At 74.9% G+C, this 11,285-nt stretch carries 10 protein-coding genes; 4 read left to right on the top strand and 6 right to left on the bottom strand.

Annotated elements, in window-relative coordinates:
- The 3 genes from L1885_RS15330 to hmgA all read right to left on the bottom strand — a co-directional run.
- On the bottom strand, positions 1 to 521 hold a 521-nt coding region (locus tag L1885_RS15330), incomplete at its 3' end, for a type ISP restriction/modification enzyme (RefSeq protein WP_308117329.1).
- Positions 522 to 814: 293 nt separating this feature from the next.
- Entirely contained in the window at positions 815 to 1,711 is an 897-nt protein-coding gene (locus tag L1885_RS15335; protein ID WP_235797670.1) for a GntR family transcriptional regulator, read from the bottom strand.
- A complete protein-coding gene (gene hmgA, locus L1885_RS15340; protein WP_235797671.1) occupies positions 1,708 to 3,162 on the bottom strand; it encodes a homogentisate 1,2-dioxygenase in 1,455 nt (484 codons plus the stop codon). The genes L1885_RS15335 and hmgA overlap by 4 nt, the downstream gene beginning before the upstream one ends.
- Positions 3,163 to 3,406: 244 nt before the next feature.
- Between hmgA and L1885_RS15345 the strand changes: the two genes are divergently transcribed.
- Entirely contained in the window at positions 3,407 to 4,819 is a 1,413-nt protein-coding gene (locus L1885_RS15345) for an aldehyde dehydrogenase family protein (protein WP_235797672.1), read from the top strand.
- A gap of 129 nt (positions 4,820 to 4,948) precedes the next feature.
- Positions 4,949 to 6,028 (top strand): zinc-binding dehydrogenase, encoded by a 1,080-nt coding sequence (locus L1885_RS15350; RefSeq protein WP_235797673.1) that lies wholly within the window; start codon positions 4,949 to 4,951, stop codon positions 6,026 to 6,028.
- A gap of 144 nt (positions 6,029 to 6,172) precedes the next feature.
- Here the strand turns inward: L1885_RS15350 and L1885_RS15355 are convergent, their stop codons facing one another.
- The gene (locus L1885_RS15355) at positions 6,173 to 6,847 is read right to left on the bottom strand and encodes a TetR/AcrR family transcriptional regulator (protein WP_235797674.1); all 675 of its coding nucleotides are present in this window, start codon (positions 6,845 to 6,847) and stop codon (positions 6,173 to 6,175) included.
- Positions 6,848 to 7,110: 263 nt separating this feature from the next.
- On the opposite strand from L1885_RS15355, the gene L1885_RS15360 reads away from it, so the two are divergent.
- Positions 7,111 to 8,262, top strand: a complete 1,152-nt coding sequence (locus tag L1885_RS15360) for an acyl-CoA dehydrogenase family protein (RefSeq protein WP_235797675.1) — start codon at positions 7,111 to 7,113, stop codon at positions 8,260 to 8,262.
- A 343-nt stretch (positions 8,263 to 8,605) separates the two neighbouring features.
- Here the strand turns inward: L1885_RS15360 and L1885_RS15365 are convergent, their stop codons facing one another.
- Entirely contained in the window at positions 8,606 to 9,226 is a 621-nt protein-coding gene (locus L1885_RS15365; protein WP_235797676.1) for an acetate uptake transporter, read from the bottom strand.
- 324 nt (positions 9,227 to 9,550) lie between these two features.
- Here L1885_RS15365 and L1885_RS15370 point away from each other — a divergent pair, with 324 nt between their 5' ends.
- Positions 9,551 to 10,198: a TetR/AcrR family transcriptional regulator gene (locus tag L1885_RS15370; protein ID WP_235797677.1), complete on the top strand. Its 648-nt coding sequence runs from the start codon at positions 9,551 to 9,553 to the stop codon at positions 10,196 to 10,198.
- 115 nt (positions 10,199 to 10,313) lie between these two features.
- On the opposite strand, the gene L1885_RS15375 is transcribed toward L1885_RS15370, so the two are convergent.
- Positions 10,314 to 11,156, bottom strand: a complete 843-nt coding sequence (locus tag L1885_RS15375) for a helix-turn-helix transcriptional regulator (protein ID WP_235797678.1) — start codon at positions 11,154 to 11,156, stop codon at positions 10,314 to 10,316.
- Positions 11,157 to 11,285: the final 129 nt, after the last annotated feature.

Raw genomic sequence — 11,285 nt, forward strand, 5'->3', positions numbered from 1 at the left:
GCGGGGCGCGGTGCCGAAGACGTCGGTCGAGATGGCCTGCGGCCGCTCCGGGCGGCGGAACCACTCCGTGAAGGCCGGATGCGGCCGGGCCGGCCGGCGGGGGAGCGGCCGTCCGGCAGCGGCGCCGACAGCAGCAGTGCGGGGCCCCCGGCGCCGGGCACGTGCCCCTGCTCGACGGCGAAGACCTGCTGCTCGTCCGCCACCCGCCACAGCTCGGGGCGGGCCGCGTCGATCAGGCGGTGATCGGGGATCAGCCACTGCTCGTCGAACGGTCCGTGCGTGACGCGCACCGGCGCGGGGCACGCGCCGGCCTCCCGGACGAAGCGCCCGGTGCCGCCCGCGCCGCCGGGCAGGGCGGGCACGGCGGTGTGCTGCGTCCGGGCGCGGCTCGGCGCGAACAGGGTCTCGCGCTCGGCCCCCTCGGCGTGTACGAGCCGGTCCCAGCGTGCCGCGAGCGAGATCGCGTCGGGGGCCAGGATCCAGGTCCTGCCGAGCCGCAGCGGCGCGACCGACCACGGCATCAGGTCGGCGAGCAGCGGAGTCCCGGCGGGCACGGCGGTCGTCTCGGCCACCCCGTACCCCCTCCTCCTCGGTAGCTTCCCAGGGCGCGGGAGTCGCCTCCCCCGAAAAGCGTAACGACCCGCGCGGCCCGCCGTTCCGGCACGCCCGCGGGCGCCGCCCGCCCCGGGCCCGGAACGGTGCCCGGCCGGCTCCCGCACCGCACGGGGGCGGGGGCCGGAGGCGCCGCGTCCCGTGCGTGCCGTCTCCCGTGCGTGCCGTCCGAAGGACGGGCGGGCGGGCCGGCGTCGGCGCGTCAGGCGTCCACGGTCACCGAGAAGGCGAACCGGTCGCCCCGGTAGCGGATCCGGGCCACGTCGACCACCCTGCCGCGCTCGTCGTACGTGACGCCGGTGTAGTGCAGGATCGGGCTGAGGAGCGGCACGCCGAGCAGCTCGGCCGTCACGGGGTCCGCGAGCGTGGCGCGCACCGTGTCCGTGATGCGGGCGATCGTGATCCCCGCACCGTCGCGCAGCACCTTGGTCATCGGTGCCTCCGCCAGATCGGCGACGTCGATGCGTGCCGCAGCGTCGGGACGGACCGCGTTCTCGGCCCAGCTGACCGGCTCCCCGCTCTCCCGGTCCCTGCGCAGCCGGGTGTAGGAGACGATCTCGGCCAGATCGGGAAAGAATTCGGCCAACTCTCCGGCGACTTTTTCCGGCCCGTGGCCGAGGACCGTCGTCACGTCCCCCGACTGCTGGGCCACCACCGCGTCCACCGAGCCCAGCAGGCGGCGCGGCGCGCTGCGCCGGGTGCCGGGCTCGATGAACGTCCCGTGCCGCCGGTGCCTGCTGATCAGCCCCTCCGCGGCCAGTTCCTTCAGCGCCTGGCGCATGGTGAGGACGCCGACGCCGTAGTGCTCGGCGAGGCGCTCCTCCGTTGGCAGCCGCAGCGGATCGCCCGGATGGCGGCCGAGTATGGACGCCCGCAGCGACTGCGAGACCTGGTACCAGAGCGGCAGCTTCCGGTTGAGGGCGAGCGGGTCCGGGGCGAAGGCGCGGGACGCGTTCCCGCCCCCGCCGTCCCCGCCCCCGCCGTCCCCGCCGTCCCCGCCGTTTCCGTTCCGGCCTGCTCCGTTCCCGTCGGCCGGAGCGGGGGAGCCCGCCCCGCCGCCCGGAGCCGGGGCGCCCGCCCCGCCGTCGCGACCGCTCATCCCCGGAAGCGGCGTTCGAGGCCCTGCCACACCCCGTCGTACCCGCCCTGGAGCAGGGGTGAGGCCGCGGCCCGGGACGTGGTGACGATCGGCCAGCGCGTCTCGAACATGAAGGCCAGGCCGTCGTCGACCTTCTGCGGCCGCAGTTCGGCCGTGCTCGCCCGGTCGTACGTGGAGCGGTCCGGCCCGTGCGCCGACATCATGTTGTGCAGCGAGCCGCCGCCCGGCACGAAGCCGCCCGCGCCCGCGCGCTTCGCGTCGTAGGCGCCCTCGACGAGGCCCATGTACTCGCTCATCACGTTGCGGTGGAAGTACGGCGGCCGGAACGTGTCCTCGCCCACCAGCCAGCGCGGCGCGAACACCACGAAGTCCACGCCCGCCAGGCCCGGCGTGTCCGAGGGCGACGTCAGCACCGTGAAGATCGACGGGTCCGGGTGGTCGTAGCTGATCGATCCGATGACGTTGAAGCGCCGCAGGTCGTAGACGTACGGGACGTGGTTGCCGTGCCAGGCGACGACGTCCAGCGGCGAGTGGTCCAGGTCCGCGGCCCAGAGGTTCCCGCAGAACTTGTGCACCGAGCGCACCGGCCGCTCCGCGTCCTCGTACGCGGCCACCGGCGCCCTGAAGTCGCGCGCGTTGGCGAGCCCGTTGGCGCCGATCGGGCCGAGGTCGGGCAGCTGGAAGGGGCGGCCGTAGTTCTCGCAGACGTACCCGGTGACCGTGCCGTCCAGGGGCTCGACGCGAAAGCGCACCCCGCGGGGGATCAGCGCGACGTCGCCGGGGCGCGCCGCGAGCAGACCGAACTCGGTGCGCAGCAGCAGCCCGCCCCGCTCCGGCACGATCAGGAGCTCGCCGTCCGCGTCGCCGAACACCACGTCGTCCATGGGGGCGTTCGCGGCGTAGAGATGGATCGCCATGCCGACACGGCGACTCGCGTCGCCGTTGCCGCCGAGCGTCCACAGCCCCGCCAGGAAGTCGGTGCCGGGCTCCGGGTCGGGCAGCGGGTCCCAGCGCAGCCTGTTCGGGTCCGGCTCCGCCTGCGTGAACGGCGCCCCGCTCAGCGTCCCGTTGCCGATCCGGGCGTACCGGGGATGCGCGGCGGACGGGCGGATGCGGTAGAGCCAGGAGCGGCGGTTGTGGGTGCGCGGCTCGGTGAAGGCGGTGCCGCTCAACTGCTCGGCGTACAGGCCAAGCGGCGCCTGCTGCGGCGAGTTGCGGCCGACGGGCAGGGCTCCGGGGACCGCCTCGGAGCTGTGCTCGTTGCCGAAGCCGGTGAGATGGCCGAGCCCGGCCGCCGCCTTCCTGGCCCGCTCGACGGCCGGCCCGGGCACCGGGCCCGTGCTCCCGTCCGCGCCGCGGCCGGGAGACCCCGCGCCGCCGTCCGCGCCCTTGCCGCCCGTTCCGCCGCTGTGGGTTCCGACGCTGGTCGCGTCCCCGCCGTCGCCGCTCATCGACACTCCCTCGTGAGGATTCTCCGGTCCGCCCGACAATCCTATGGTTCACCAGAGGAATGGCGCCGTCAACGGCGGGCGGCCGGGGCGCCGTCCGCGGTGCGGACCGCAGGGTTCACCCGAACGCGCCGCGGCGGGGGAGGACGCGAGCCTTGGCCCGGAAAACTACCGCCGCTAGTTTGGCTCCGGACGCCGCGTGCCGCGCGTGCGTCCGGCCGCACCGGCCGTCCTGGGGAGGATGTCGATGAAGGCACACGACGCCATGTACATCGGCGGACAGTGGCGCCCAGCCGCCGCGGCGGACACCATCGCCGTGGTCAACCCCGCCGACGAGCGGATCATCGCCGAGGTCCCGGCGGGCACGGCGCCGGACGTGGACGCGGCCGTGGGGGCCGCCCGGGAGGCGCTGCCCGGGTGGGCGGCCACCCCGCCCGCCGCCCGCGCCGCCTTCCTCGGGGCCCTGCACGACGCGATGGCGCGGCGCGGGGAGGAGATCGCGCGGACCGTCGTCGCGGAGCTGGGAGCACCCGCGCGGTTCGCCCGGCAGGTGCAGACGAGAGCGCCGATCGCCGCCCTCGCCGCCTACGCGGAACTCGCCGCGGCCCACCCGTTCGAGGAGCGGATCGCCAACTCGACGGTGCTGCACGAGCCCGTGGGCGTGGTCGCCGCCATCACGCCCTGGAACTACCCCGTCTCGATGATCGTCGGCAAGGTGGCGCCCGCCCTGGCCGCGGGCTGCACCCTCGTGCTCAAACCGGCCGAGGACACGCCCCTGAGCGCCCAGCTGTTCGGTGAGTGCGCGCAGGCGGCGGGACTCCCGCCCGGCGTGGTCAACGTGGTGACGGGCCACGGACGCGTCGCGGGCGAGGCGCTCGCCCGGCACGAGGGCGTCGACCACGTCTCGTTCACCGGCTCGACCAGCGTCGGCCGGCACATCGGCGCGCTCGCCGGCGGGGCCGTCAAGAGCGTCTCGCTGGAGCTCGGGGGGAAGTCGGCCAACGTGATCCTGCCGGGCGCCGACCTCGGCCGGGCGGTCGCCGCGGGCGTCGGGCACGTGATGGCCAACTCCGGGCAGACGTGCTACGCGTGGACACGGATGCTGGTGCACGCGGCGCACTACGAGGAAGCCGTCGAGCTCGCCCGGCGGGAGCTGGGGGCGTACCGCGTGGGCGACCCGGCCGCCGACGGCACCCGCGTCGGGCCGGTGGTCAGCGCCCGGCAGCGCGACCGGGTGCGCGGCTACATAGCCCGGGGCGTCGAGGAGGGCGCGCGGCTCGTCGCGGGCGGCACCGAACCTCCCCGTCCCACGGGCTACTTCGTCGCCCCGACGCTGTTCGCCGACGTGACGACCGACATGACCATCGCCCAGGAGGAGATCTTCGGCCCCGTCCTGTCCGTCCTGAGGTACGAGGACGAGGAGGACGCAGTGCGCATCGCCAACGACACCGTCTACGGGCTGCACGGCGGGGTGTGGGCGAGCACCGAGAAGGAGGCCGTCGCCTTCGCCCGCAGGATGGACACCGGCCGTGTGGACATCAACGGCGGAGCCTTCAACACCCTCGCTCCGTTCGGCGGCTGGAAGCAGTCCGGGGTCGGCCGCGAGATGGGCACGTACGGTCTGCGCGCGTACCTGCAGACGAAGTCGCTCCAGCTCTAGCCGCCGGCCCGCGGCCCGCCGCACCGGCCCGACCCCCGACCCCGACGTCAACTCCCCTTCCGTCACGGCTCACGGCCGCGACCCCGACTCCCGTCCAGGCTCACAGCCCCGCCCCCGAGGAGGCACTCCATGACCCGCGCCGCCGTTCTTCCCGAAATAGGAGCACCCCTGCGGATCGACGACATCGACCTGCCGGAGCCGGGCCCGGGGCAGGTGCGCGTGCGACTCGCCGCGGCCGGGGTGTGCCACTCCGACCTGTCGTTGTCGAACGGCACCATGCGGGTGCCGGTGCCCGCCGTGCTCGGGCACGAGGGCTCCGGCACCGTCGTCTCGGTCGGCGAGGGCGTCGGGGGGCTCGCCCCGGGGGACGAGGTGGTCCTCAACTGGGCGCCGTCCTGCGGCGCCTGCCCGGCCTGCGAGGCGGGCGAGGTGTGGCTGTGCGCCAACGCGCTGGCGGGCGCGTCCGCCGTGCACGCGCGGGCCTCGGACGGCACCGAGCTGCACCCCGGGCTGAACGTGGCGGCGTTCGCGGAGGAGACCGTCGTGGCCGCGAACTGCGTCCTGCCGCTGCCCAAGGGCGTTCCGCTGGCCGACGCGGCCCTGCTCGGCTGCGCGGTGCTCACCGGCTACGGTGCCGTGCACCACTCCGCCCGGGTGCGCGCCGGGGAGAGCGTCGCCGTGTTCGGCGTCGGCGGGGTCGGCCTCGCGGCCCTCCAGGCCGCACGGATCGCGGGCGCCACGGAGATCGTCGCGGTCGACGTCTCGCCGGCCAAGGAGGACCTGGCGCGGGCGGCCGGCGCGACCTCGTACGTGGTCGCGTCGCCGACCACGGCCAAGGACATCAGGAGGCTGACGGGCGGCCGGGGCGTCGACGCCGCGGTGGAGTGCGTGGGACGGGGCGAGACCATCCGCGCGGCGTGGGACTCGACCCGGCGCGGCGGCCGCACGACGGTCGTCGGGATCGGCGGCAAGGACCAGCAGGTCACGTTCAACTCGCTGGAGATCTTCACCTGGGGCCGCACGCTGTCGGGCTGCGTGTACGGCAACAGCGACCCGGCCGGCGACCTCCCGGTGATCGGCGGGCACATCACGTCCGGGCGCTTCGACCTCGGCCTCATGGTCACGGACCGCATCGCGCTGGACGCCATCCCGGAGGCCTTCGACGCGATGCTGGCGGGCCGCAGCGGGCGGGCCCTGGTGGTGTTCTAGCGGGCCGTGCGGCGCCGCCGGCCGCCGTCCGGGGGCCGCTGCGGCCCCGCCGGGGCTCACGGACCCGGCGGCCCGCGGCCCCGGAGCCCCGCGGCTCCCGGGCCTTCCGGGCCGCACAAGAGCCGGGGCCGTCCGCCGCGCCCGTCAGCCGGGGCCGGCGCCGTCCGGCCCGGGCGGGCGTGCCGGGCCCCGCGCGTACTCCAGGGCGAGCCCGTCGACCAGTGCCCTCAGGCCGGTCTCGAAGGCTCCCTCGTCGACCTGCCGCTGGTGCTCCGCGAGCAGGTGCGCCTGGCCGAGGTGCGGGTAGTCCGCCGGGTCGTACGCCGCGCGGTCGTCGACGAAGCCCCGGGCGAACGACGACAGCGCGGAACCGGTGACGAAGTAGCGCATCAGCGCGCCGATGCGGGTCGCCTGGGCCGGGGGCCAGCCCGCCCTGACCATGGCGCCGAAGACTGCGTCCGCCATCCGCAGCCCGGCCGGCCGCCGGCCGGGGCCGCGGGCCAGCAGGGGTACGAGGTGGGGGTGGTCGGCGAGCGCCGCCCGGTAGGAGACGGCCCAGTCCCGCAGCGCCGTGCGCCAGTCGCGGGCGTCGTCCTCCTCGAACATCGACAGGTCGACCTGCGCGCTCACCGCGTCCGCCACGGCCTCCAGGATCTCGTCCTTGGTGCGGAAGTGGTTGTAGAGGGAGGGGCCGCTCACCCCGAGCACCGCGGCGAGGCGCCGGGTGGAGACCGCCTCGAGCCCCTCCGCGTCCACCAGCGTGCCCGCCGCGGCGACGATGCGTTCTCGGCTCAGCAGGGGCTTGCGCGGTCGGGCCATGGCCCACATAGTAGGGCCTGTCGAGATTAAACTAGCGGTGCTAATTTAACGTCCGTGCCGCAGGACGGGCCGTCCGGAGCAACCGGGCAGGGGCTGCCGGGGCTGCGGGCGCGGGCCGGCGCGCCGCGCTCGCCCCCCGGGTGGCGGGGCCGTACCGGTCGCACCGCGGCGGTCCCCCGCGTCGGCGCGGCCCGCCCGGCACGCCGCCCCTCCCCGGAGAACGGGCGGCCGCACCCCCGGAGAACTGCGAAGGAGCCCCGATCGTGAACCTGGAACTGAGCGAGGAGCAGGCCGACATCCGCGCCCTCGCGCGGGACTTCGTGACACGCGAGATCACGCCGCACGTCGTGGAGTGGGACCGCGCCGAGAGCGTCGACCGGGCGATCGTCGGCAGGCTCGGCGCGCTGGGCCTCCTCGGCATGACCGTGCCGGAGGAGTACGGCGGTGCAGGTGGCGACCACCTGACGTACTGCCTGGTCACCGAGGAACTCGGGCGCGGGGACTCGTCCGTGCGCGGCATCGTGTCGGTGTCGCTCGGGCTCGTCGGCAAGACCATCCTGGCCTGGGGCGACGAGGAGCAGAAGCGGGCCTGGCTGCCGCGCATCACCTCGGGCGAGGCCATCGGCTGCTTCGGCCTGACGGAGCCCGGCACCGGCTCGGACGCGGGGAACCTCGCGACGCGCGCCGTGCGCGACGGCGACGACTGGGTCGTGAGCGGGTCCAAGATGTTCATCACCAACGGCACCTGGGCCGACGTGGTGCTGCTCTTCGCCCGTACCAACGACACCCCGGGGCATCGCGGCATCTCCGCGTTCCTCGTCCCCACCGACACCCCGGGACTGGAGCGCCGCACCCTCCACGGCAAGCTGGGGCTGCGCGGGCAGGCCACCGCCGAGCTGTCCCTCGACGGGGTACGTGTGCCGTCGGGCGCGATGCTGGGGCCGGAGGGCAAGGGGTTCTCGATCGCCATGTCGGCGCTCGCGAAGGGCCGGATGGCGGTCGCCGCGGGCAGTGTCGGCATCGCGCAGGCCGCTCTCGACGCCGCCCTCGGATACGCGGGCGAGCGCGAGCAGTTCGGCTCCACCATCGCCCACTACCAGCTCGTGCAGGAACTCATCAGTGACATGGCGGTCGACGTCGACGCGGCGCGGCTGCTGACCTGGCGGGTGGCCGACCTCGTCGACCGGGGCGAGGAGTTCGCGACGGCGGCGTCGAAGGCGAAGCTGTTCGCCTCGGAGGCGGCCGTCCGCGCCGCGAACAACGCGATCCAGGTCTTCGGCGGCTACGGCTACATCGACGAGTACCCCGTCGGCAAACTCCTGCGCGACGCACGGGTGATGACGCTCTACGAGGGCACGAGCCAGATCCAGAAGCTCATCATCGGCCGCGCGCTTACCGGGGTCTCCGCCTTCTGACACCGGCGCCCCGATCCTTCACCGCCACCGCACGGGACCACCGCCGCACGCACTCGGAGCGCGATCGAGACACACCGCGCACACCAACGCCCCGCCCCGCACTCCAACGACTCACGGGGCACCCCAAGAACACACGGGCACTCGTGGAGGCGCACCGCGCACCGCGCACCGCGCGCCCCACACCACGGACACATCTCCGCACGCCCGCGCGTGGAGGCCCTGCGACGCCCGGACGCGACGGCGCCCCGCCGCGGGGGCGGGGCGCCGGGCCGTTCCTGTCAACGTGCGTGCCCAGGAATGGAGTTGACCGATCATGTGTGCTCCTGGCGGAGCGGGGACGGTGTCAGGCGAGCGGCCAGACCGGCAGCACGGTCCGCTTCCAGGTGCTGTTGGCCGCCGTCGCGCAGGACGCGTACCAGGCGACCGCGGCGGTCACGTAGCCCGCCCAGCCGCCGACCTTGTCGATGCCGCTCGACTGCGCGAAGGCACCGATGGTGAGCAGGATGAACGTCAGCGCGAGCAGCACGATCACGGCCAGCACGGCCCCGCTCGTGCGCATCGCCGGGATGATCATGTAGGTGGTGAAGATGGCCCAGGCCAGCAGGAAGAGGCCGGTGGCCTGGTAGGCGTGCTCCGGCGGCAGCTTCGGGGCGACGTGCGAGATGTAGTAGGCGAACGCCAGCCAGAAGGCGCCGTACGAGCTGAACGCCGTGGCCGCGAAGGTGTTGGCCCTGCGGAACTCCCACATTCCTGCGAGGAGTTGGGCGAGGCCACCGTAGAAGAGAGCCAGTGGCAGCACCACCGTCTCCAGGGTGTCGCTCAGGAGGCCGGTGTTGAAGGTGCTCAGGACGAAGGTGGTCATCGCGAATCCGGCCAGCCCCAGGGCGCCCGGATCGGCGATGCTCGCGGTGGTTGCTGCGGCCGGCTGGACGGTGGCCGCGTTGTTCGGTTCTGCAGATGCCACGGGTGGATCCTCTCCGCGAGTTGCGCCTGACGGTCCCGGCACGCTGCGGCGGCGGCGGAGCCCCCGCCTGGGGTTCGCCGGCCTCGGGGTTGGGGCAGTGGAGTCGGAACGGTCCGTGGTCGGCGCTGCGCTCCGGGTGAAGGATCATCATCTTGGCCCCGTGTCATGAAGCGGTCAAGAAGCCGAGAGGCAATCGTTGCACCTTCGAATCCCGCATTCGAACGGCGGGGCGCGCACGGTACTTCCTAAGCGCTTGCTCACCTTCGGGGTATGGTGTTCGTCCTGCCGCGAGGCAGCCCGGTACCCGGACGGAAGGGGCGAACCATGCGCACGGCCGGATCGGTCGACGGCGGCGAGGCCGGCGGCGAGGGCGGCACCCCCGCGCCCTGGGCCGAGGTGTCCCCCGAGGCGGCCAGGAGGCTGCTGGTCGCGGCCGTCGAGGCGTTCGCCGAACGCGGGTACCACGCCACCACCACCCGCGACATCGCGGGACGGGCCGGCATGAGCCCCGCGGCCCTCTACATCCACTACAAGACCAAGGAAGAGCTCCTGCACCGCATCAGCAGGCTCGGCCACGACCGGGCGCTCGCGATCCTGCGCCGCGCCGAGGCGGGCGGGGGCACCTCGGCGGAGCGGCTGGCGGAGGTCGTACGGGCGTTCGTCCGCTGGCACGCGGAGCAGCACACCACCGCACGGGTGGTGCAGTACGAACTGGACGCGCTGGGCCCCGAACACCGCCCCGAGATCGTCGCGCTGCGGCGGCAGAGCGACGCCGTGGTCCGCAGGATCCTCGAAGACGGCGTCCGCGACGGCGAGTTCGACGTGTCCGACGTCCCCGGAACCACGCTCGCGGTGCTCTCGCTGTGCATCGACGTGGCGCGGTGGTTCAACGAGGAGGGGAGCCGGACGCCCGAGGAGGTCGGCGACCTGTACGCCGGGCTGGTGCTGCGGATGGTGCGCGCGAGACCCTGACCCCCGGCGGCCCCGGGCGCGCTCCGGGCACCCTCCCGGCCGCCCACGCCCTGGGGCCCCTCCCGGCTCTCGCGCGCCGTCGCGGCCCGCGGCGGCCGGGCGCCCCCGCGGTGCCTCAGCGGTGGGCGAGGTCCTGCAGGCCCACCACGCGCAGCAGCTCCAGCCGTTCGCGCGACTCGCTGCCCGGGCGGGCGGTGTAGAGGACGAGGCGCTGGTCGTGCTCCGGGCTCAGCAGCACCTCGCACTCCAGCTCCAGCAGGCCCACGACCGGGTGCAGGAAGCGCTTGACGTCCGAGCGGCGGACCGCGACCCGGTGCGCGTCCCACAGCTGCGCGAACTCCGCGCTGGCGGCGCGCAGCCGCCCCACGAGATCCGCGAGGCGCGCGTCGTCCGGGCGGCGCGCGAAGCTCGCGCGCAGGTCGCCCACCGCCGCGCGGGCTGCGAGGTCGCGGTCCTCGGGCGGGTAGAGCTCCCGCGCGGCCGGGTCCGTGAAGTACCGCCACACGGCGTTGTGTCCGCCGCCGGGCCCCTCGGCCGTGTCGCCGTGGAGCGCCCTCGCCATCGCGTTGCGGGCGAGGACGTCCCCGCGGTCGCTCACCACCTGGGCCGGTGTGTCGGTGAGGCGGTCGAGGACGAGCAGCAGGCCGGGCCGTACGTGGTCACTGGCCGCCCGGTCGCGGGGAGGCTCCTCGCCCGCCAGGTGGAAGAGGTGGTCGCGCTCGTCGGCCGTCAGCCGCAGGGCGCGGGCCGCCGCGGCGAGCATCTGGCGGGACGGGCGCGAGCCCCTGGCCTGCTCCAACCGCGTGTAGTGGTCGGTGGACATGCCCGCCAGCTGCGCCACCTCCTCCCTGCGCAGCCCCGGTGTGCGGCGCCGGGCGCCCTGCGGCAGGCCGACGTCCGCGGGGGCCAGCCGGGCGCGGCAGCGGCGCAGGAAGTCGGCGAGTTCTGTTCTGTCCACCCCTCCACCATGCCCCCGCCGGCCCGGCCCAGCCAGGGACGGCCCGTCCCCGGATCGACGCGCCTCTCCCGCCGCCCGCCCCGTCGCCGCACGCTGGAGGCCCGGACGGCGGCGGCGCCGCGGCGCGGG

The sequence above is a fragment of the Streptomyces fuscigenes genome (assembly GCF_021556455.1).
GTDB classification, from domain to species: domain Bacteria; phylum Actinomycetota; class Actinomycetes; order Streptomycetales; family Streptomycetaceae; genus Streptomyces; species Streptomyces fuscigenes.

Bases quoted from the DNA above. Each gene is read 5' to 3' on its own strand.
- L1885_RS15355 (WP_235797674.1), bottom strand. From the start codon at position 6,847: ATGGCCCGACCGCGCAAGCCCCTGCTGAGCCGAGAACGCATCGTCGCC.
- L1885_RS15345 (WP_235797672.1), top strand. From the start codon at position 3,407: ATGAAGGCACACGACGCCATGTACATCGGCGGACAGTGGCGCCCAGCC.
- L1885_RS15370 (WP_235797677.1), top strand. From the start codon at position 9,551: ATGCGCACGGCCGGATCGGTCGACGGCGGCGAGGCCGGCGGCGAGGGC.
- L1885_RS15350 (WP_235797673.1), top strand. From the start codon at position 4,949: ATGACCCGCGCCGCCGTTCTTCCCGAAATAGGAGCACCCCTGCGGATC.
- hmgA (WP_235797671.1), bottom strand. From the start codon at position 3,162: ATGAGCGGCGACGGCGGGGACGCGACCAGCGTCGGAACCCACAGCGGC.
- L1885_RS15335 (WP_235797670.1), bottom strand. From the start codon at position 1,711: ATGAGCGGTCGCGACGGCGGGGCGGGCGCCCCGGCTCCGGGCGGCGGG.